Annotated in this window: 20 protein-coding genes; 12 read left to right on the forward strand and 8 right to left on the reverse strand. The window is 69.3% G+C overall.

What is annotated here, in order from left to right; all coding sequences use genetic code 11:
• Positions 1 to 55: 55 nt before the first annotated feature.
• The 4 genes from VC184_RS12315 to VC184_RS12330 all read left to right on the forward strand — a co-directional run bounded on the left by VC184_RS12315 (position 56) and on the right by VC184_RS12330 (position 3,455).
• The gene (locus VC184_RS12315; protein ID WP_023955519.1) at positions 56 to 493 is read left to right on the forward strand and encodes a PTS sugar transporter subunit IIA; all 438 of its coding nucleotides are present in this window, start codon (positions 56 to 58) and stop codon (positions 491 to 493) included.
• A complete protein-coding gene (locus tag VC184_RS12320) occupies positions 490 to 1,656 on the forward strand; it encodes a mannitol-1-phosphate 5-dehydrogenase (protein WP_274178914.1) in 1,167 nt (388 codons plus the stop codon). The genes VC184_RS12315 and VC184_RS12320 overlap by 4 nt, the downstream gene beginning before the upstream one ends.
• Positions 1,653 to 2,453: an alpha/beta hydrolase gene (locus VC184_RS12325; RefSeq protein ID WP_323986407.1), complete on the forward strand. Its 801-nt coding sequence runs from the start codon at positions 1,653 to 1,655 to the stop codon at positions 2,451 to 2,453. Before VC184_RS12320 ends, VC184_RS12325 begins: the two co-directional genes overlap by 4 nt.
• A gap of 198 nt (positions 2,454 to 2,651) precedes the next feature.
• Positions 2,652 to 3,455: an endonuclease domain-containing protein gene (locus VC184_RS12330; protein WP_274178916.1), complete on the forward strand. Its 804-nt coding sequence runs from the start codon at positions 2,652 to 2,654 to the stop codon at positions 3,453 to 3,455.
• Between the two features lie 88 nt (positions 3,456 to 3,543).
• Here VC184_RS12330 and VC184_RS12335 read toward each other — a convergent pair whose 3' ends face one another.
• The 8 genes from VC184_RS12335 to VC184_RS12370 all read right to left on the reverse strand — a co-directional run bounded on the left by VC184_RS12335 (position 3,544) and on the right by VC184_RS12370 (position 12,994).
• Positions 3,544 to 4,659 (reverse strand): adenosine deaminase, encoded by a 1,116-nt coding sequence (locus VC184_RS12335; protein ID WP_323986408.1) that lies wholly within the window; start codon positions 4,657 to 4,659, stop codon positions 3,544 to 3,546.
• Between the two features lie 55 nt (positions 4,660 to 4,714).
• Complete coding sequence (locus VC184_RS12340; RefSeq protein ID WP_323986410.1) at positions 4,715 to 6,025, reverse strand: thymidine phosphorylase; 1,311 nt, start codon at positions 6,023 to 6,025, stop codon at positions 4,715 to 4,717.
• Positions 6,022 to 6,423: a cytidine deaminase gene (locus VC184_RS12345; RefSeq protein ID WP_023955526.1), complete on the reverse strand. Its 402-nt coding sequence runs from the start codon at positions 6,421 to 6,423 to the stop codon at positions 6,022 to 6,024. Before VC184_RS12345 ends, VC184_RS12340 begins: the two co-directional genes overlap by 4 nt.
• A gap of 7 nt (positions 6,424 to 6,430) precedes the next feature.
• On the reverse strand, positions 6,431 to 7,708 hold the full coding sequence (locus tag VC184_RS12350; RefSeq protein ID WP_323986412.1) for an ABC transporter permease: 1,278 nt from the start codon (positions 7,706 to 7,708) through the stop codon (positions 6,431 to 6,433).
• Complete coding sequence (locus tag VC184_RS12355; RefSeq protein ID WP_323986414.1) at positions 7,708 to 9,042, reverse strand: ABC transporter permease; 1,335 nt, start codon at positions 9,040 to 9,042, stop codon at positions 7,708 to 7,710. The genes VC184_RS12350 and VC184_RS12355 overlap by 1 nt, the downstream gene beginning before the upstream one ends.
• Positions 9,039 to 10,553 (reverse strand): ABC transporter ATP-binding protein, encoded by a 1,515-nt coding sequence (locus tag VC184_RS12360; RefSeq protein WP_112617412.1) that lies wholly within the window; start codon positions 10,551 to 10,553, stop codon positions 9,039 to 9,041. The genes VC184_RS12355 and VC184_RS12360 overlap by 4 nt, the downstream gene beginning before the upstream one ends.
• 85 nt (positions 10,554 to 10,638) lie before the next feature.
• Positions 10,639 to 11,751, reverse strand: a complete 1,113-nt coding sequence (locus VC184_RS12365) for a BMP family lipoprotein (protein ID WP_114588573.1) — start codon at positions 11,749 to 11,751, stop codon at positions 10,639 to 10,641.
• A 127-nt stretch (positions 11,752 to 11,878) separates the two neighbouring features.
• Complete coding sequence (locus VC184_RS12370) at positions 11,879 to 12,994, reverse strand: mannose-1-phosphate guanylyltransferase (RefSeq protein ID WP_323986416.1); 1,116 nt, start codon at positions 12,992 to 12,994, stop codon at positions 11,879 to 11,881.
• Positions 12,995 to 13,183: 189 nt separating this feature from the next.
• Between VC184_RS12370 and sdhC the strand changes: the two genes are divergently transcribed.
• From sdhC to VC184_RS12410, 8 genes are all read left to right on the forward strand, one after another.
• Entirely contained in the window at positions 13,184 to 13,618 is a 435-nt protein-coding gene (gene sdhC, locus VC184_RS12375) for a succinate dehydrogenase, cytochrome b556 subunit (RefSeq protein ID WP_023955538.1), read from the forward strand.
• A complete protein-coding gene (locus VC184_RS12380; protein ID WP_023955540.1) occupies positions 13,618 to 14,061 on the forward strand; it encodes a succinate dehydrogenase hydrophobic membrane anchor subunit in 444 nt (147 codons plus the stop codon). Before sdhC ends, VC184_RS12380 begins: the two co-directional genes overlap by 1 nt.
• Positions 14,062 to 14,107: 46 nt before the next feature.
• A complete protein-coding gene (gene sdhA / locus VC184_RS12385) occupies positions 14,108 to 15,934 on the forward strand; it encodes a succinate dehydrogenase flavoprotein subunit (RefSeq protein ID WP_112617416.1) in 1,827 nt (608 codons plus the stop codon).
• On the forward strand, positions 15,934 to 16,704 hold the full coding sequence (locus tag VC184_RS12390; RefSeq protein WP_094260201.1) for a succinate dehydrogenase iron-sulfur subunit: 771 nt from the start codon (positions 15,934 to 15,936) through the stop codon (positions 16,702 to 16,704). Before sdhA ends, VC184_RS12390 begins: the two co-directional genes overlap by 1 nt.
• A gap of 57 nt (positions 16,705 to 16,761) precedes the next feature.
• Positions 16,762 to 17,922: a YihY/virulence factor BrkB family protein gene (locus tag VC184_RS12395; protein WP_323986419.1), complete on the forward strand. Its 1,161-nt coding sequence runs from the start codon at positions 16,762 to 16,764 to the stop codon at positions 17,920 to 17,922.
• A 33-nt stretch (positions 17,923 to 17,955) separates the two neighbouring features.
• Positions 17,956 to 18,795 carry an exodeoxyribonuclease III gene (locus VC184_RS12400; RefSeq protein WP_112617418.1) on the forward strand — a complete coding sequence of 280 codons (840 nt, stop codon included), beginning with the start codon at positions 17,956 to 17,958 and terminating at the stop codon, positions 18,793 to 18,795.
• A 77-nt stretch (positions 18,796 to 18,872) separates the two neighbouring features.
• Positions 18,873 to 19,850: a tryptophan--tRNA ligase gene (gene trpS, locus VC184_RS12405; RefSeq protein ID WP_240309748.1), complete on the forward strand. Its 978-nt coding sequence runs from the start codon at positions 18,873 to 18,875 to the stop codon at positions 19,848 to 19,850.
• Positions 19,843 to 20,373, forward strand: a complete 531-nt coding sequence (locus tag VC184_RS12410; protein ID WP_274178923.1) for a hypothetical protein — start codon at positions 19,843 to 19,845, stop codon at positions 20,371 to 20,373. The genes trpS and VC184_RS12410 overlap by 8 nt, the downstream gene beginning before the upstream one ends.
• The last annotated feature ends 125 nt before the right edge of the window (positions 20,374 to 20,498 follow it).

Consider the following 20,498-nt stretch of genomic DNA (forward strand, 5'->3'; position numbering starts at 1 on the left):
CCATCCGCCCCGGCCCCGCGTCATCCCCCAGCAACATCATTCGAAGGAGACAGACATGGCACGTGAGGTCCTGAACATCGGTCAGATCCGCATCCACTCCGGAAGCGCCACCCGCGAAGAGGCGATGAAGGAGGCCGCTGACCTGCTCGAGTCCGCAGGTGCCGTGACCTCCGCGTACTTCGACGCCATGCAGCAGCGCGAGCAGACCGTGTCGACGTACATGGGCAACGAGCTCGCCATCCCCCACGGCACCAACGAGACCAAGGACGCGATCCTCGACTCGGCGCTGTCGTTCGTCCGCTACGACGGCGGTGTCGACTGGGGCGGGGAGCCGGTGTCGTTCGTCGTCGGCATCGCCGGCAAGGGCGACGAGCACCTCGACATCCTGTCTCAGATCGCCCTCCTCTTCTCCGAGGAGGACGACGTCGCTCGCCTGAAGGCCGCGCAGACCCCCGACGAGCTCTACGCCCTGCTCGCTTCGGTGAACCAGTGAGCACCGCGGTCCACTTCGGAGCCGGCAACATCGGCCGCGGCTTCGTCGGCCTCCTCCTGAACGAAGGCGGCTACGAGCTCGTCTTCTCCGACGTCGCCGCTCCCCTTGTCGACGCCATCAACGCTGCCTCCGAGTACACCGTCCACGAGGTCGGCGAGGGCGGTGTCGACCGCACCGTCACCGGTTTCCGCGCACTCAACAGCGCGGAGGACCCGCAGGCCGTCGCGGATGCCGTCGCGAACGCGGACGTCGTCACGACCGCGGTGGGTCCCACCGTTCTGAAGTTCATCGCGCCCCACATCCTCGCCGGCCTCGCTCTGCGCGACCCGGCCGCGGCACCGCTGGCCGTGATGGCCTGCGAGAACGCGATCGGCGCCACCGACCTGCTGCGCGACGAGATCCGCGCCCAGGCCGGTGACGCGTGGGAGACCGTCTCGGGCCGAGCGATCTTCGCCAACACCGCCGTCGACCGCATCGTGCCCGCGCAGCCCGCCGGCGCCGGAGTCGACGTCACGGTCGAGCCGTTCTACGAGTGGGCGATCGAGTCCGGCCCGTTCGGCGGCGAACTGCCGAACATCCCCGGCGCGCACTTCGTCGAGGACCTCGAGCCGTACATCGAGCGCAAGCTCTTCACGGTCAACACCGGACACGCCACGACCGCCTACTTCGGCGCGCAGGCCGGCACCCCGACCGTGGCCGAAGCCCTCGCCGTGCCGGAGATCGCCGCGAGCGTCTCGGCCGCGCTCGAAGAGACCTCGGCGCTCCTCGTCCACAAGCACGGTCTCGACGCCGGCGAGCTCGCGGACTACCGCGCCACGATCCTGCGGCGCTTCGCCAACCCCGAGCTGCCCGACACCGTCGGACGTGTGGGGCGTCAGCCACTGCGCAAGCTCTCCCGGCACGAGCGCTTCGTCGGCCCGGCCGCGGAAGCAGCCGAGGCCGGCCTGTCGGTCGATGCGCTGGTCGCGGCGATCGGTGCCGCCCTCGCGTTCGACGACCCGGAGGACCCGCAGTCCGTCGAGCTGCAGCAGCGCCTGCGTGCCGAGGACGCGGCATCCTTCACGGCATCCGTTACCGGACTCGAGCCCTCGCACCCGCTGTACCCGCGGGTCGAGCGCGCCGTCTCCGAACGTCAGGCGGCGATCGGCTCCGACGCTCGATGAGCGACGCGGCAGCGGTGCGGGCGACGGGTGACGAGCCCGCTCGCCCGCATCGTCGCTCGCGACGGCGTCGGATCGTCCTCGTCGTCGTTCTGTCGGTCGTCGGGATCGTCGTGGCCGCGGTGATCGGCATGCTGGTCTGGAGCCAGGTCGGAGTCATGGACGCCGAGGCCGGGCCGCTCGACGCCGTCCGCGCCGACGAGCGCATCGTCATGTCGGAGGCAGGCGGCAGTCTCGTGCTCGAACCGGCTGCGGGACCGGCAGAGGTCGGACTCGTCTTCGTGCCGGGTGCGAAGGTGCAGGCCGAGGCATACGCCGCGATCCTGGCCGATGTCGTCGCCGACGAGGACGTCAGCGTGGTGATCACCCGGCCGTGGCTGAACCTCGCCTTCTTCGACCCTCGCCCGCTCTCGTCGTTCACCGACCTCGTCCCCGGTGTGGACGCCTGGCTGGTCGGTGGGCATTCGCTCGGTGGCGTACGGGCCTGTCAGCTGGCCGCGGATGCCGACGGGCTCGTCCTGTTCGCGTCGTACTGCGCGACCGATCTGTCGGCGTCGGGGCTGCCGGTGCTCAGCCTGTCCGGCTCGGAGGACGGCCTGACGACCCCTCAGAAGGTCGACGACAACCGCCACCTCCTCCCCCCGGATACGACCTTCGTCGAGATCGACGGCGCCAGCCACGCATCCTTCGGCGATTACGGCCCGCAGGCCGGCGACGGCACCCCCACCATCTCCGATCCCGACATGCGCGCCGAGGTTACTGCGGCTCTGTCGGACCTCGTGGCCTCTCTCCCCCGCTGACCCGGTGGCCCGGGCGGCATAACTCCTCAGATGTGGGCGCCGAAGACGCCCGAGACTGCAGCGGGTCCTGCGGAGGTTGAAAAACTGAGGAGTTGATGCCGGGGCAGCGGATCCTCCCCCGAGCTGATTCCGGGGCCTGCTGTCCACAGCAGCGCACTACGCCCCCCGCAGGAGGCACGGAGTTCGCATACTGCCGGAGTGCTGCCGACGGATTGGAAGAGCGCGACAGACCTCGGTCTCCGCCGTTCAGAGATCGACCGCGCGCTCGCGGAGGGAACGCTGGTCCGTGTCCGCCGCGGCCGTTACCTTCCCGCCTCGACTCATCACGATCTCCTGGCGGCGGCGCGTCTGGGCTGCCGTCTCGACTGCGTGTCGCTGCTGAAAGCTGTCGGCGTGTTCGTCCTGGATCGACACTCTTTGCATGTGAACGCCCGCGTCGGGTCCAGCAGGCTTCCGGCGGCGCCCGACGGCGTCATCCGGCACTGGCGAATCGATGACGACCCGCCGACTTCGGTTGCCGCCGATCTCGTGTCGGCCCTTGCGCAGGCCTGCCGCTGCCAAGATCCGCGCGCAGCGGTCGCCACTCTCGACAACGCCTGGCACCAGCGCATGATCGACGCGGAGGACATCGAGGATGTCTTTCAGAGATTGCCGCGCCGCTACCGACGCCTCCGTCCACTGCTCGACCCCTCAGCAGAATCTGGTTCCGAGTCGCTCCTCCGCCTCATTCTCCGGTCGATCGGGTGCCGCTTCGAGAGCCAGGTCGTCATCCCCGGGGTAGGCCGCGTCGACTTCCTCGTCGAGGGGTGGCTGATCATCGAATGCGACAGCGAGGCCCACCACTCGGGCTGGGATGCCCAGAAGCGCGACAAGCGACGAGATCTCGCAGCCGCGACCCAGGGGTACATGACCATTCGTCCGCTCGCCGAGGACATCTTCCACCACCGCGACCGGCTGGCGCACCAGCTCCGAGCTGTGGTGTCGAACCGTCCGGCGCGCTAACTCCTCAGATCCAGCTTCAGGGCCTCGGTGGAACGCGCAAACTCCGCGCAATCGGCACAGATCTGAGGAGTTGGGTCCCAGTTCGGGGTCAGGCTCCGAAGCCCTCGGCGATGACCTCGATCAGCTCCTCGCGCTCCTCGACCGAGAGGAAAGCACCGGCGGCGGCGTTCAGCTGGAAGGCCTGGAGGTCGTCGAGGTCGTAGTCGAAGGTCTGCGCCAGAGTCGCGAGTTCTCGCGTGAGCGAGGTGCGGCTCTGCGTGCGGTTGTCGACGTTCACGGTGACCGAGAAGCCCAGCTGGTACAGCAGGTCGAAGGGGTGGTCCTCCCACTGCGTGCCCCATCCGGCGATGGCTCCGGTCTGCAGGTTGGACGAGGGCGACAGCTCGAGCGGGATCTCGCGGTCGCGCACCCACCGGGCGAGGTCGCCGAACTGGACGAGCACCTCTTCGCCCTCACGCGAGACGACGTTGAGGTCCGACGCGATGCGCACGCCGTGACCGAGGCGCAGCGCCCGGCCGTCGATGAGCGCCGATCGGATCGAGTCGAGTCCCGCAGCCTCGCCCGCGTGCACCGTCACCGGGAAGAACTCCGAGGCGAGGTAGTCGAACGCCTCGCGGTGCTGTGCGGGGAGGAAGCCGTCCTCGGGTCCCGCGATGTCGAAGCCGAAGACTCCGCGACCGCGGTTGTCGACCGCCAGACGCGCGATCTCGAGCGAGCGGTCGGCCTGACGCATCGCCGAGAGGATCTGACCGACGCGGATGTCGTGACCCTTCGCCTCGGCGGCATCCTCGCCCTCCTCGATGCCCTCCTGCACGGCGTCGACGGTCTCCTGGAGCGACAGTCCGCCGCGCAGGTGCTGTTCGGGCGCCCACCGCACCTCGCCGTAGACCACGCCGTCGGCGGCGAGGTCGGTGACGAACTCGCGCGCGATGCGGCGCAGTCCCTCGCCGGTCTGCATGACCCCGAGCGTGACCTCGAAGGTCTTGATGTAGTCGACGAGCGAACCCGAGTCGCTCTGCTCCTCGAACCAGTCGGCGAGGTCGTCGGGGTCGGTCTCGGGCACGTCGAGCCCGAGTTCGTCCGCCAGTTCGACGATGGTCGCGGGGCGGACACCGCCGTCGAGGTGGTCGTGCAGCGACACCTTCGGCAGCGACCGGACGGAAACGCCCTGCAGTTTGACGTCGGCGTGCTGTTCGATCGGCATGACGGGCTCCTCCGGAAGAAACGGGCGGGTGGACGGACGGGGTGTGCCGGCGGGCTCAGGCTGTGATGCGCTCGAGGACGAGCGGCCCCGCGGGCGGGGCGTCGTCGTCGATCTCCCACGCGCCGTGCAGCGCGTCGAGAGCGCGGTCGAACCGCGCACCATCATCGGCCAGCAGGGTGAACAGCGGCTGACCGGCTGCCACCTCGTCGCCCGGCTTGACGTGCAAGTCGATGCCCGCGGCGTGGATGACGGGGTCCTGGGCACGCGCACGGCCGGCACCGAGACGCCAGGCGGCGATGCCGAAGGGCAGCGCCTCGAGGCGAGAGACGACGCCGGCCGTCGGCGCGGTGATCGTGTGCGTCTCGCGGGGCGTCGGGAGTGCGGCATCCGGGTCGCCGCCCTGTGCCTGGATCATGCGGCGCCAGACGTCCATGGCCCGGCCGTCGGCGAGGGCGGCCTCCACGTCGGCGTCGGGCTGGCCCGCGAGCGCGAGCATCTCGCGCGCGAGCGCGACGGTCAGTTCGACGATGTCGGCGGGGCCGCCGCCGGCGAGCACCTCGACCGATTCGCGGACCTCGTTCGCGTTTCCGATCGCGAGACCGAGCGGGGCGTTCATGTCGGTGAGCAGCGCGGTCGTCGCGACCCCCGAGTCTGCGCCGAGCGCGACCATCGTGCGGGCGAGCTCGCGAGCCTTGTCGACGTCCTTCATGAAGGCGCCGGAGCCGAACTTCACATCGAGCACGAGCGACTCGGTGCCCTCGGCGATCTTCTTCGACATGATGCTCGAGGCGATGAGCGGAATCGCCTCGACCGTGCCGGTGACGTCGCGGAGCGCGTACAGCCGCTTGTCGGCGGGCGCGAGGCCCGATCCCGCAGCGCAGATCACGGCGCCGACGTCGCGAAGCTGCGCGAACATCTCGTCGTTCGACAGCGCGGCACGCCAGCCGGGGATGGACTCGAGCTTGTCGAGCGTGCCGCCGGTGTGGCCGAGGCCGCGGCCCGACAGCTGCGGCACGGCGACGCCGAACGCGGCGACGAGCGGCGCGAGCGGCAGAGTGATCTTGTCGCCGACACCGCCGGTGGAGTGCTTGTCGACCGTGCGCTTGCCGAGACCGGCGAAGCTCATGCGCTCGCCCGAAGCGATCATCGCGTCGGTCATGACGCGGATCTCGTCGCGCTGCATCCCATTGAGCAGCACCGCCATCGCGAAAGCCGCCATCTGCGAGTCGGCGACGTACTCGCGCGTGTACGCGTCGATCATCCAGCGGAGCGCGTCCTCAGGGACAGCACCCCCGTCACGCTTGGTGCGGATGACGTCGACGGCGTCGAACGCCTCGACAGCGGATGCGGTGGACTCGGCGCTCATCGGGCGGCCTCCTCGAGGTCGCGGGGCCCGAACGCATCGGGCAGCACCTCGTCGATCGTGCGGATGCCCGAGACGGTCTCGAGCAGCATTCCGGGCAGGGCGAACTCGTTCAGCAGCTGGCGGCACCGACCGCACGGCATGATCGTCTGCCCGTCGTTGTTGACGCACACGAAGGCGACGAGCTGTCCGCCGCCCGACATGTGCAGGTCGCCGACGAGGGCGCACTCGGCGCACAGCCCGACGCCGTACGACGCGTTCTCGACGTTGCATCCCGAGACGATGCGTCCGTCGCTGACGAGCGCTGCCGCGCCCACCCGGTAGCGCGAGTACGGCGCGTAGGCGCGCGTCATGGCTTCCGTCGCGACGGCGCGCAGCTCGTCCCAATCGATGTCTGTCACAGCGGTGTCACCCCTTGATGTACGGCTTGCCGGCGGCGGCCGGCCCACGGATGTGCCCCGCGAACCCGGCGACCGCGAGGATCGTCACGAGGTAGGGCAGCATGAGCATGAACTCGCTGGGGATCGGCGTCCGCAGCACCGTCAGAAGGTTCTGCAGGTTCGTCGCGAACCCGAACAGCAGCGCCGCGAGGGTGGCGCGGATCGGGTCCCAGCGTCCGAAGATCACGGCGGCGAGGGCGATGAAGCCCAGGCCCGCGGTCATCTCCTTGGTGAAGGTCGGCACCGACACCAGCGTGAAGTACGCACCACCGGCGCCGGCGATCGCACCGGCGAGGCTGACGTTCCAGAACCGGGTCGGGTTCACCTTGATGCCGACGGTGTCCGCCGCCTGCGGGTGCTCGCCGACGGCGCGCAGACGCAGACCCCAGCGGGTGCGGTACAGACCCCACGCGACGAGACCGACCGTGACGTACATCAGGTAGACGATGAACGTCTGGTTGAACAGCACGGGTCCGATGACGGGGATGTCGCTGAGCAGCGGGATCGGCAGGCGCTGGAAGGTCGTCGCGCGGTTGAGCGTCGCCTCGTTCGGCGCGAGGAGCGCTCCGAAGAGGAAGCCGGTGAGGCCGGTCACCAGCACGTTCAGCACGACGCCGACGATGACCTGATCGACGAGGTAACGGATCGAGAAGACCGCGAGGACGAGGCTCACCAGGACGCCGCCGACCATGGCGGCGATCAGTCCGATGAACGGGTTGCCGGTGATGCTGCCGACGAGCACCGCGCCGAAGGCGCCGAGCAGGAACTGGCCCTCGATGGCGACGTTCACGACGCCGACCCGCTCACCGATGACGCCGCCGAGGGCGCCGAAGATGAGCGGGACCGACAACGACACCGCACCGAACATCAGACCGATGACGGGCACGAGCCCCTCGGCCGCGGCCCAGACGAGGAAGGCGAACACCCCCACGAAACCGGCCACCGCGATCAGCCAGGTGCGAGGGCGGCGATAGGCGAGGGCGTCCCACGCCGCGACGGCCGTGATGACGGCCATCAGGACGAGCAGCGTCCAGCTGGTCGGCCCGGTCGGGAGGGCGACGTCCGGGATCGGGATCGTCGACCCGCCGTCGGCGAGGCGGAACGTGCTCGTGCCGCCGCGCGGGACCAGGGCGAACAGCAGTGCCAGCAGCACGGTGGCGACGCCGAGCGCGATGGCCGGCTTGAGGTGGCGGACCTTCACCGCGGCGGGGGCCGCGGCGGCGGAGGTCAGATCGGTCGTTGCCATCAGGCACCCGCCTTCACAGCGGCGCGGCGCGACGAGTTCTTCGTGCGGCCCGACGCGCGCCTCTCAGCTTCGGTCTTGGGAAGGAAGAAGATCGTCCGCACGAGCGGCGGGGCCGCGATGAACAGGACGATGAGCGCCTGCACCACGAGCACGATCTCGACGGGGATGCCCTCGGAGCCCTGCATCGTGAAGCTGCCCGCCTTGAGCGCGCCGAGCAGGATGCCGGCGGCGAAGACGCCCCACGGACGCGACCGCCCGAGCAGGGCGACCGTGATCGCGTCGAAGCCGATGCCCGCGTCGATCGACCCGGTGAAACCGGTGGTGACCTGGCCCTGCACCTGGTTCATGGCCGCGAGGCCCGCCAGCCCGCCGGCGAAGAGCATCGCGTAGATGTACATGCGCTCGACCGAGATGCCCGCGGCGCGTGCCGCGTGCGGGTTCTCGCCCACGGCGCGCAGGCGCAGCCCGAGGCTGGAGCGCTCGATGACCCACCACACGACGATCGTCGCGATGATGACGACGATGAAGCCCCAGTCCAGCAGCGGATACTGCGGGCCGAGCAGCTCGGGGAACTGCGCGGAGTCCGGGGTACGCAGCGAGATCGACTGCGTCGTGCCGGTCTGCTGCAGCAGCGAGGGGGTGCGCACCATCCAGCTGACCAGGTAGTAGGCGATGTAGTTGAGCATGATCGTGAGGATCACCTCGTGCGCGCCGGTGCGCGCCTTCAGCAGTCCCACGAGCCCGCCCCACAGGGCCCCACCCACGATGCCCGCGATCAGGGTCAGCGGCAGGTGGATGAACATCGGCAGGTCGAGGTTGAACGTCACGAGGGCCGCGAACGCAGCGCCGATGAGGATCTGGCCGCGGCCGCCGATGTTGAACAGACCGGCTCGGAAGGCCAGCGCGACACCGAGACCCGCCGCGATCAGCGGCGCTGCGAAGCCGAGGGTGTTCGTGAGCGGACGGATCTGCGTCGCGAAGCCGTCGACGCGCGTGTTGAACACGGCGCCGCGGAACAGGGCGTCGTATCCGCCCGACACCGACTGCCAGATAGCGACCAGCGTGTCGCCCGGGCGGGCGAAGAAGTAGCCGGATGCCGCGGCCACGCGCTCGTCCGTGACGGCCATCATGATGCCGCCGACGATGAGCGCGAGCACGATGGCGAGCACGGTGATGACGCCGCTGCTGCGCATCACCTCGCTGATGATGCGGTTCGTCGTCGGCGGCGGGGCCACCTCGGGCTTGCCGGTCAGGGGTCCGCCGACGGGGGGCAGTTGCGAGTCCGCGGGCTCGACGGGGAGGTCGGGGCCGGGACCGGGGGTGGGGGTGGTCATGCTGCTGACTCCTCGGGGACCTCGCCGGCCATCATCAGGCCGAGCACGTCGCGCGGCGTCGTCGCCGGGACGACGCCGACGATGCGACCGCGGTACATCACCGCGATGCGGTCGGCCAGGGCGACCACCTCGTCGAGCTCGGTCGAGACGACGAGGACGGCGACGCCGGAGTCACGGGCCTCGATGATGCGCTTGTGGATGAATTCGATGCTGCCCACGTCGACGCCGCGCGTGGGCTGCGCCGCGACGAGCAGACGCAGCGGGCGGGCCATCTCGCGTGCGATGACGACCTTCTGCTGGTTGCCGCCCGACAGGGTGCCGACCGCCGTGTCGGGGCCCTGCGTGCGGATGTCGTACTCGGCGATGCGCTCACGCGCGAACGCCTCGAGGGCGCGGCGGTCGATCGTGCCCGCACGAGTGAAGGCGCGGTCGTCGGAGCGGTCGAGGATGAGGTTCTCCTGCACGGAGAACGCCCCGACGAGACCGTCCTCCTTGCGATCCTCGGGCACGAAGCCGACACCGCGGTCGAGGATCGCGCGCACGCTGCGCCCGCCCAGCTCGTCGCCGTCGAGGCGGATCGAGCCGTGGTCGATCGGCAGCAGCCCGAGGATCGCTTCGACGATCTCGGTCTGGCCGTTGCCCTGGACGCCCGCGATCGCGACGACCTCGCCCGACTGCACCTGCAGGTCGACGTCGTCGACGACGACGATCCCCGAGGGCGTGACGACGCGGATGCCGTCGAGCACGAGGCCGCCCTCCCCCACGTTCGGAGCGCCCTTGGCCACGACCATCTCGACGGGCCGGCCGACCATGAGCGCCGCCAGCTCGGCGTTGCTCGCCGTCGGCGATGCCTCGCCGACGACCTTGCCCAGCCGGATGACGGTGATGCGGTCCGCGACCTCGCGGACCTCGCGCAGCTTGTGGGTGATGAAGACGATCGAGGTGCCCTCGTCGCGCAGCTGGCGCATGATCGCCATGAGCTCGTCGGTCTCCTGCGGCGTGAGCACGGCGGTGGGCTCGTCGAAGACGAGCACCTTGGCCTCGCGCGAGAGCGCCTTGATGATCTCGACGCGCTGCTGCACGCCGACGGGCAGATCTCCGACGACGGCGTCGGGGTCGATCTGAAAGCCGAAGCGGTCGGCCACGGCACGCACGTGTGCGCGGGCCGCGGCGAGGTCGAGGACGCCGAGGCCCTTGGTGTTCTCGTGACCGAGCATGACGTTCTCGGCGACGGTGAAGACCGGGACGAGCATGAAGTGCTGGTGCACCATGCCGATGCCCGCGCTCATGGCGTCGCCGGGTCCGCGGAAGTCCTGGACGACGTCGTCGAGGAGGATGTGGCCCTCATCGGCCTGATAGAGGCCGTAGAGGACGTTCATGAGCGTCGACTTGCCGGCGCCGTTCTCCCCGAGGAGAGCGTGGATCTCGCCCGGCCTGACGACGAGGTCGATGTGGTCGTTGGCGACCAGGGTGCCGAAGCGCTTGGTGATGCCCCGGAGTTCGAGCTTCATGTCGGCCAATCTATGCGACGGATGGTGGGTGGACAGCGGTCGGGGCCGGGGAACTTCCGTCCCCCGGCCCCGACGACTCATGAGCTCACGGAGAGTTCGGCGAGTCCACGGTGATGTCACCGGCGACGATCGCCTCCTGCAGGGCGGTCAGCTCGTCGGCGAGACCGGCCGGCAGACGCGACTCGAAGTCGTGGAAGCTCGACAGCTTGACACCCTCGTTCTTCAGCGTGCCGACGTACGGGTCGGTCGTGAAGTCGCCGCCCTGCGCCGCGACGGTGGCGTCGTAGACGGAGACGTCGATCGCCTTCTGGATCGACACGAGCGTCAGGTCGGCGACCGTGTCGTCCGAGACGGCGAGGTCGCTGTCGACGCCGAGCATGACGACGTCGCGGTTGCCCTCGCGGATGGCCTGCGCGGCGCTCTGGTAGATCGGGCCGCCGACGGGCAGGATCACGTCGACACCCTGGTCGAGGATGCCCTGAGCGACCTGCTTCGCGGTGTCGTTGGCGGTGAAGCCACCGGTGAAGTTGCCGTCCTGAGCGGTGATGTCCCAGCCGACGACGCCGACGTTCGCGCCCTTGTCCTCGTTGTACTTCTCGACACCGAGCTGGAAGCCGTCCATGAAGACGGTGACCGAGTTGAACTTGTCGCCACCGAAGGTGCCGACCTTGTTCACGCCGGCCTCAGCCGACCACGAGGCCGCCGCGTAGCCACCGAGGTAGGCGGCCTCCGCGGTGTTGAACACCAGCGGCTTGATGTTGGGGGCGTCGGTCTTGCCGTCGAAATCGGTGTCGGCGTAGTCGTCGATGATGGCGTAGTCGATGTCGGGGTTCGCGGTGGCCGACGCGACGGTGGCCGGGGCGAGCTTGTAGCCGACGGCGACGATCAGGTCGCAGCCCTCCGAGACGAGCGTCTCGAGGTTCGGCGCGTAGTCGTTCTCGGTGGTGGACTCGACCTCGATCGATTCGACGCCGAGCTCCTTCGCCGCGCGGTCCATGCCCTCCTTCGCCGACTGGTTGAACGAACGGTCGTTCCAGCCGCCCTCGTCGGAGACCAGGCAGGGGGTGAAGTCCGAGCCCGCCTCGGGTGCGGCGGATCCGCCAGCCTCATCGGGTGCGGCTCCGCAACCGGCGAGGGCGACGAGAAGGCCCGCGGCAGCTGTGATGCCGACGAGCTTCTGGGGGGTCGAGAGTGTCAATGCAGCCTCCACATTGAAGGCGCCGCGGACTTCGCGGCGGCTGGAAAGAAGTTACCTACTGTTTCGTCCGGGTTGCACCCCGGACGCACCCCGCCCCGCGAATGGTTACAAAGACGCAATGTGCGCGTCACAGAACGTCGCCGCGTCCCGTCAGCTTGAGGGCGTCGACCACGTGCTTGACGCGCTGCGCGTTCTCGCTCGTGGTAACCAGAAGCGCGTCGGGAGTGTCGACGACGACGATGTCCTTCACTCCGATCAGGCTGATGACCCGCGAGGTGTGGCTGACCACGATGCCGCTGGCCGCGTCCGAGAGGATGCGGGCGTTCTCGCCGAGGATGGCCAGGTCGTTCTTGCGTCCGTTGGAGTTGAGCTTCGCGAGGCTCGCGAAGTCGCCGACGTCGTCCCAGTCGAAGTGCCCCGGCACGACGGCGAGCTTGCCCTTCTCGGCGGCGGGCTCGGCGACGACGTAGTCGATCGCGATCTTCTTCAGCTGCGGCCAGATGCGGTCGACGGCGGGACCGCGCCGGTCGCGATCGTCCCAGGCCTCGGCGAGCTCGAGCAGGCCCGCGTGCAGTTCGGGGCTGTTCGCCTCGATCTCGGCCAGGAGGACATCGGCCCGCGAGATGAACATGCCCGCGTTCCAGAGGTACGACCGGTCGGAGACATAGGCTCGCGCCGTCTCGAGGTCGGGCTTCTCGACGAAACGCTCGACGAGAGAGGCGTCGCGAGCGCCCTCGACGATCAGTTCGCCGCCGCGCTTGATGTAGCCGAAGCCGACAGCGGGCTCGGAGGGGGTGATGCCGATCGTGCAGATGTAGCCCTCGCGCGCGACCTCGACCGCGTCGCGCACGGCGAACTCGAAGACCCGGCTGCCGCGGATCACGTGATCGGCCGCGAACGACCCGATGATGACGTCGGGATGCCGTCGGTGGAGGATCGCGGCGGCCAGACCGATCGCCGCCGCCGAGTCGCGGGGCTCCGATTCGAGGAACACGTTCTTGTCGGGGATGCCGGGCAGCTGGGCCTCGACCGCCGCGCGGTGAGCGCGTCCCGTGACCACCGCGATGCGGTCGGGCCCTGCGAGCGGCGCAAGCCGGTCCCAGGTGTCGCGCAGCAGCGAGTGGCCCGATCCGGTGAGGTCGTGCAGGAACTTCGGCGCGTCGGCACGCGACAGCGGCCACAGCCTGCTGCCCACGCCTCCTGCAGGGATGACGGCGTAGAAGTCCGGGATCTCGTCGATCATGCTCCGAGCGTACCGGGACGCGGCCGCAGCCCCCGGCGCAAGAACCCGCTTTCTTTAGGGTGCCCTTCGTCGCCCCGCGTCATTTTCCCGGCCTAGAATCGATGTGCGCCCATGTGACGCCGGGGGTCAATCGCCCCACCGGGGCATCGATCGCCCCCACGAACCGTGTTCGATCCAGGGAGGACGACCGTGTCTGCACCAGCACGCGTCACACCGTCGGTAGCCCAGACCACATCCAAGACCCCGCGCGGCACGCTGTACCGCGGCAACGAGGGCATGTGGTCGTGGGTGCTTCACCGCATCACCGGCGTGGCCATCTTCTTCTTCCTCTTGGTCCACGTGCTCGACACCGCGCTGATCCGCGTGTCGCCCGAGGCCTACGACGCCGTCATCGGCACCTACAAGAACCCGATCATGGGTCTCGGCGAGGTCGCCCTCGTCGCCGCGATCGTCTACCACGCCTTCAACGGTCTGCGCATCATCGCCGTCGACCTGTGGCCGTGGGCGACGCGCCACCAGCGTCAGCTGTGGTGGGGTGTCCTCGCGGTCTGGGCCGTCACCATCATCGGTTTCGCGGCGCGTCACGTGCCCATCGTTCTCTCCGAGATTGGAGGGGGTCACTGATGACCGCCGACACCCTTGCCGCTCCCCGCAGCCCGCAGGTCCGCAAGAAGGGCGCCAACCTCGAGAAGTGGGGTTGGGTCTACATGCGCGCCTCCGGCGTGCTGCTGGTCGTCCTGATCTTCGGCCACCTCTTCGTCAACCTCATGCTCGGCGAGGGCATCAAGGGCATCGACTTCGCTTTCGTGGCCGGAAAGTTCGCCAGCCCGTTCTGGCAGTGGTGGGACGTGCTGATGCTCTGGCTCGCCCTGATCCACGGCGCGAACGGCATGCGCACGATCGTGAACGACTACGTCACGGGTGCGACGGCGCGGAAGGTCCTCGTGTGGGCCATCTGGCTCTCGGCAGGTCTGCTGATCCTGCTCGGCACCCTGGTCGTGTTCACCTTCGACCCCTGCCTCGGAGTGACCGCGGACAGCATGCTCTGGGAGACCTGCCAGGGCTGACCCTGCGCTCCGACGACGTGAATCACAGCAACGAAAGGCTCGCCCCGTGAGCACCCAGACCGAAGAGGTCGTCGTCAAGGACGGCATCCACTACCACCAGTTCGACATCGTCATCGTCGGCGCCGGCGGCGCCGGCATGCGGGCGGCGATCGAAGCCGGTCCGGGTGCCCGCACCGCGGTGATCTCGAAGCTGTACCCGACCCGCTCGCACACCGGTGCGGCGCAGGGCGGCATGGCGGCGGCGCTCGCCAACGTCGAAGAGGACTCGTGGGAGTGGCACACCTTCGACACCGTCAAGGGCGGCGACTACCTCGTCGACCAGGACGCGGCGGAGATCCTCGCCAAGGAGGCCATCGACGCGGTCATCGACCTCGAGAACATGGGCCTGCCCTTCAACCGCACCCCCGAGGGCAAGATCGACCAGCGCCGCTTCGGCGGCCACACCGCCGACCACGGCAAGTCGCCGGTGCGCCGCGCCTGCTACGCCGCCGACCGCACGGGCCACATGATCCTGCAGACGCTGTTCCAGAACTGCGTCAAGCTCGGCATCAACTTCTTCAACGAGTACTACGTGCTCGACCTCATCACGGTGACCGCGCCCGACGGCTCGACCCAGACGGCGGGCGTCGTCGCCTACGACCTGGCGACCGGTGACCTGCACGTCTTCCACTCGAAGGCCGTCATCTTCGCCACCGGCGGCTTCGGCAAGATCTACAAGACGACCTCGAACGCCCACACCCTCACGGGCGACGGCGTCGGCATCGTCTGGCGCAAGGGCCTGCCGCTCGAGGACATGGAGTTCTTCCAGTTCCACCCGACCGGCCTCGCCGGTCTCGGCATCCTGCTCACGGAAGGCGCACGCGGCGAGGGCGCGATCCTCCGCAACGCGTCGGGCGAGCGGTTCATGGAGCGCTACGCGCCCACCATCAAGGACCTCGCTCCCCGCGACATCGTCTCGCGATGCATGCAGCAGGAGGTCGCCGAAGGCCGCGGCGCCGGTCCCCACCGCGACTACGTGCTGCTCGACTGCACGCACCTGGGCGCCGAAGTCCTCGAGACCAAGCTCCCCGACATCACGGAGTTCGCCCGCACCTACCTCGGCGTCGACCCCGTCGTCGAGCCGGTGCCCGTCATGCCCACGGCGCACTACGCGATGGGCGGCATCCCCACGAACGTCGAGGCTGAGGTGCTCGCCGACAACACCACCGTCGTGCCGGGCCTCTACGCCGCCGGCGAGTGCGCGTGCGTCTCGGTGCACGGCTCGAACCGCCTCGGCACCAACTCGTTGCTCGACATCAACGTCTTCGGCAAGCGCGCCGGCCGCAACGCCGTCGAGTACGTCAAGACCGCCGACTTCGTGCCGCTGCCCGCGGACCCCGCCAAGGACGTGCGCGAACTCATCGAAGGCGTGCGCAACAACCCCGGCACCGAGCGCATCGCGGTCCTGCGCAAGACGCTCCAGGACGAGATGGACAAGGGCGCCCAGGTGTTCCGCACCGAGGAGTCGCTCCTGCACGTCATGGACGTCATCGCCGACCTGCGCGAGCGGTTCAAGAACATCCACGTCGACGACAAGGGCAAGCGGTTCAACACCGATCTGCTCGAGGCGGTCGAGCTGGGCTTCCTGCTCGACATCGCCGAGGTCGTCGTGGTCGCCGCTCGCAACCGCAAGGAGAGTCGCGGCGGCCACATGCGCGATGACTTCCCGACGCGTGACGACGAGAACTACATGAAGCACACGATGGCCTATCTGTCGGGCGACCCCCACTCGTCGCACGCCGAGGACCACATCCGGCTCGACTGGAAGCCCGTCGTGTTCACCAAGAACGAGAACGGCGAACTGCGGTACCCGCCGCTGGAGAGGAAGTACTGATGACGATCGTCGAAACCGATGCCGCGGCCCCTGCCGAGGCGGCGAACGACACCGGCATCCAGTCGTTCCTGGTCACCTTCATCATCCGGCGCTTCGACCCCGAGGTCGACAGCGAGCCGAGGTGGGTCGACTACGACGTCGAGCTCTACTCGACCGACCGCGTCCTCGACGCCCTCCACAAGATCAAGTGGGATGTCGACGGGTCGCTGACCTTCCGCCGCTCGTGCGCGCACGGCATCTGCGGGTCCGACGCGATGCGCATCAACGGGCGCAACCGCCTGGCCTGCAAGACGCTGATCAAGGACCTCGACATCTCGCAGCCGATCTACGTCGAGGCGATCAAGGGCCTGCCGCTGGAGAAGGACCTCGTCGTCGACATGGAGCCGTTCTTCGCCTCCTACCGCGACGTGCAGCCCTTCCTCATCGCCAACTCGAAGCCCGAGGCCGGCAAGGAGCGCATCCAGTCGATCGCCGACCGCGAGATCTTCGACGACACCACCAAGTGCATCCTCTGCGCCGCGTGCACCTCGTCGTGCCCCGTGTTCTGGACCGACGGCCAGTACTTCGGCCCCGCCGCGATCGTCAACGCGCACCGCTTCATCTTCGACTCGCGCGACGACGCGGGCGACGTGCGCCTCGACATCCTCAACGACAAGGAAGGCGTGTGGCGCTGCCGCACGACCTTCAACTGCACCGAGGCCTGCCCGCGCGGCATCGAGGTCACCAAGGCGATCGCCGAGGTCAAGCAGGCGGTTCTCCGCGGGCGTTGAGCCGGCCGGGCTCGCGCCCGATCAGCTCGCGCCACCGCTGCCGATAGATTCGACGACGTGGATCCCGACCCTTCCGCGACAGATGCGCTGCGCGAACGGTGGGATGCGTCTCGGCTGCGCGAGCGGCTCGACCAGCCCATCGAGCGTGCGACGACGATCACGCGTCGCACGCTCGGCTGGTTCCCGATCCGGGTATGGCGCCACTTCCTGCGGCACAACGGCTTCCTCCTCGCCGCGAGCATCAGTTACCAGTCGCTCTTCGCCCTCTTCGCCACCATCTACACGGCGTTCGCCGTCGTCGGGCTGTGGCTCGGGGGATCGCGCATGGCGATCGACGCCCTCATCGACGTCGTCAACAGCTACATCCCGGGGCTGATCTCCGGCAGCGGTCCGGTCTCCCCCACCGACGTCGCCGACATCGCCCGCAACAGCGGCAGCGTCCTGGCGGTGACGGGTGCCGTCGCCCTCGCGGTCGCGATCTGGACGGCCATCGGGTTCGTGACGTTCACGCGCCGCGCGGTGCGCGATATCTTCGGCCTGCCCTTCGACACGCGCAACTACCTGCTCCTGAAGCTGCGCGACTTCGGCGCAGCCCTGCTGTTCGGCCTCGCGCTCGTGCTCGGCGCCGCACTGGGTCTGGTGGCGGGCGGCATCGTTCGGCAGGTGTTCGACCTCTTCGAGATCCCGTACGAGTCGACCACGATCGACGTGCTCAGCCGACTCGCGTCTGTGCTGGTCGCGATCGTGATCAACGCGGCCGCCCTCACCGCGCTCATCCGGTTTCTGACCGGGACCGCGCTGCCCTGGCGCAAGATCATCCCCGGATCGATCTTCGGCGGCGTCGCGCTGAGCGTGCTGCAGCTCGGCGCCGGCTTCCTCGCCGTCTACTCCCCCACCAACCCGCTCCTCGCGACGTTCTCGGTGCTCATCGGATTCCTCCTCTGGCTGCGCCTCGCGGGCATCGTCATCCTCGTCGCGGCGTCGTGGGTGGCCGTGTCGGCGGCGGATGACGGCATCCCGCTCGAGGTGAGGACCGAGGAAGAGAGGCGCGAGGACGAGCGGCGCGCCCTGCGTGTGGTCGCCGAGGCACAGCTGCGCGACGCCGAGCACGCCCTCGCCGAAGCCGGGTGGTGGCGGCGAGTTCCCGCCCGCCGGGATGTGAAGCGGGCGCGCGAGCTGCTGCGACGTCTCGACGCGGAGCAGCGCGCCGCGCGGTGAGCCCTGTCGGAGGCCGCGGTTACGCTGGCAGACGTGTCACGTCGTCTTCGCATCGCCTCCGTCAACGTCAACGGCATCCGCGCCGCCGCCCGCAAGGGAATGCACGAGTGGCTCGAGACCGCCGACGTCGACATCCTGACCCTCCAAGAGGTCCGCGCCCAGGCCTCCGACCTCGCCGCTGCCCTGCCGAACTGGCACTTCGTCTCCGACGAGGCGCTCGCGAAGGGGCGCGCAGGTGTCGCTATCGCCGCCCGTGAGCCCCTCGACGTCTGGCGCATCGAGCTCGGCGACGACGATCTCGACTCGAAGGGACGCTGGGTCGAGGCCGACATCGAGGTCGCGGGCGAGCACCTCACGGTCGTCAGCGCGTACGTCTTCACCGGCGAGGCCGACACCGAGAAGCAGGTCGCGAAGTACGCCTTCCTCGATGCGATGGAGAAGCGGATGCCGCAGCTCGGCGAACTCGCTGTCATCACCGGCGACCTGAACGTCGGCCACCGTGAGTTCGACATCCGCAACTGGCGCGGCAATCGCAAGAAGGCCGGCTTCCTCCCGCGCGAGCGGGCCTATTTCGACCGGTTCACCGCGCCCGCCGGCGTCGAGATCGACACCGTCGACGGCGAGCGGGGCACCGGCCTCGGGTGGGTCGACGTGGGACGTCGGTTCGCCGGCGAGGTCGACGGTCCGTACACGTGGTGGTCCAACCGCGGAAAGGCGTTCGACACCGACACCGGGTGGCGAATCGACTACCACCTCGCCACGCCGCAGCTCGCGGAGCGCGTCACCGACTACCGTGTCGTGCGCGCGCCGTCGTGGGACACCCGGTGGAGCGACCACGCCCCCGTCGTCGCCGACTACGTCTTCCCGGGCTGATCGAGGCGACGGGGCGACGGCCCGCGGGGCGACGCCCGTAGACTCTTCTGGTGACCAAGCCCCGCCTGTACTCCGGAATGCAGCCGTCCGCCGATTCGCTCCAGATCGGCAACTACATCGGGGCTCTCATGCAGTGGCGCGACCTGCAGGAGACCTACGACGCGTTCTTCTCCGTCGTCGACCTGCACGCCCTCACTCAGCCGAATGACCCCGCCGAGCTGCGGGCGAAGACCCGGCGCACCGCGGCGCAGTACATCGCGGCGGGCATCGAACCCTCGCGCTCGACGCTGTACGTGCAGTCGCACGTCCGCGCGCACGCCGAGCTCGCCTGGGTGCTCTCGACCATCACCGGGTTCGGCGAAGCCGGCCGGATGACGCAGTTCAAAGACAAGTCGCAGCGCTACGGCGCCGACGCCACCAACGTGGGGCTCTTCACCTACCCGGTGCTCATGGCCGCCGACATCCTGCTATACCAGACCGACATCGTGCCCGTCGGCGACGACCAGAAGCAGCACGTCGAGCTGACGCGCACCCTGGCCGAGCGGTTCAACTCGCGCTACGGCGAGACGTTCCGCGTGCCGATGCCGGTCATCCAGCAGGACACCGCGCGCATCTACGACCTGCAGAACCCGACCTCGAAGATGTCGAAGTCCGCCGAGTCGGATGCCGGCGTGCTGTGGCTGCTCGACGACCCGAAGGTGTCGGCGAAGAAGGTCATGCGGGCCGTCACCGACTCCGAGGGCTCGGTTCGCTACGACCGCGAGAACAAGCCCGGCGTCTCGAACCTGCTCGTCATCTACGCCGCGCTGACGGGCCGCCAGATCCCCTCGATCGAGGACGAGTACGCCGGTCGCGGCTACGGCGACTTCAAGAAGGGACTGGCCGAGGTCGTCGTCTCCGAGTTCGGACCGGTCCGCGAGCGTGCCCTCGAGCTGCTCGACGACCCGGCCGAGCTCGACCGGGTGCTCGCGTCGAACGCCGCGCGCGCCGACGAGGTCGCCGACCGCACGCTCGCTGACGTCTACGACAAGTTGGGACTGCTGCGTCGTGTCTGACAACGAATCGACCGCGCCCGACGCCGGACTGTCCGCTGCGACCGACGGCAACCAGAACGCGGCGCCGGCGACCACCGCACCGGAGATGCCGGTCGAGCCCGCGCCCGAGCTGATCGAGGCGCTCGACGAGGCGGCGGCCGCATCGAAGGCCTCCCCCGCCGACGCCGCCGTGCAGGAGCGACTCTGGCGCGCCGCCTTCGCGCTCGACCGCTGGCTCTTCATCGCCCGCGGCTCCGACGACGAGCCCACCCCGTTCGCGCTGCGCTCGGACGAGGGCGCCGTGATCTTCGCGTTCTCCACCGCCGACCGCGCCCATGAAGCCGCCCTCGGTTTCGGCCTGCCCGAAGAGGAGGCATCGCGCCTCCTCGCCGTGCCGCTCCCGTCGGCCGCGGCGTGGGTCGCGTCCTACGCCGAGGCCGGCGTCGAAGCGATGGTCTTCGACGCACCCGGCAACGGTGCGATGGCTCCCCTGACGAACCTCGCCGCGATGGCGGTCTACATCTCGCAGAACCCCTCTGCCTGATCCCGGGACGGCCCCGTCCTCGCCGCTGCGGGGGCCCGTCCGCTGCGGGCGGCCCCGTCCCGACCGGCGGGGCTGCCGGAACCCCCGTCGCCACCGACGGGCCTACCGGCACCGTCCTGCGGGGC

Origin of the sequence: Microbacterium plantarum, from assembly GCF_035231185.1 — a bacterium.
Taxonomy (GTDB): domain Bacteria; phylum Actinomycetota; class Actinomycetes; order Actinomycetales; family Microbacteriaceae; genus Microbacterium; species Microbacterium plantarum.

Bases quoted from the DNA above. Each gene is read 5' to 3' on its own strand.
- VC184_RS12315 (WP_023955519.1), top strand. From the start codon at position 56: ATGGCACGTGAGGTCCTGAACATCGGTCAGATCCGCATCCACTCCGGA.
- VC184_RS12325 (WP_323986407.1), top strand. From the start codon at position 1,653: ATGAGCGACGCGGCAGCGGTGCGGGCGACGGGTGACGAGCCCGCTCGC.
- VC184_RS12335 (WP_323986408.1), bottom strand. From the start codon at position 4,659: ATGCCGATCGAACAGCACGCCGACGTCAAACTGCAGGGCGTTTCCGTC.
- VC184_RS12340 (WP_323986410.1), bottom strand. From the start codon at position 6,025: ATGAGCGCCGAGTCCACCGCATCCGCTGTCGAGGCGTTCGACGCCGTC.
- VC184_RS12350 (WP_323986412.1), bottom strand. From the start codon at position 7,708: ATGGCAACGACCGATCTGACCTCCGCCGCCGCGGCCCCCGCCGCGGTG.
- VC184_RS12355 (WP_323986414.1), bottom strand. From the start codon at position 9,042: ATGACCACCCCCACCCCCGGTCCCGGCCCCGACCTCCCCGTCGAGCCC.
- VC184_RS12360 (WP_112617412.1), bottom strand. From the start codon at position 10,553: ATGAAGCTCGAACTCCGGGGCATCACCAAGCGCTTCGGCACCCTGGTC.
- VC184_RS12370 (WP_323986416.1), bottom strand. From the start codon at position 12,994: ATGATCGACGAGATCCCGGACTTCTACGCCGTCATCCCTGCAGGAGGC.
- VC184_RS12380 (WP_023955540.1), top strand. From the start codon at position 13,618: ATGACCGCCGACACCCTTGCCGCTCCCCGCAGCCCGCAGGTCCGCAAG.
- VC184_RS12390 (WP_094260201.1), top strand. From the start codon at position 15,934: ATGACGATCGTCGAAACCGATGCCGCGGCCCCTGCCGAGGCGGCGAAC.
- trpS (WP_240309748.1), top strand. From the start codon at position 18,873: ATGCAGCCGTCCGCCGATTCGCTCCAGATCGGCAACTACATCGGGGCT.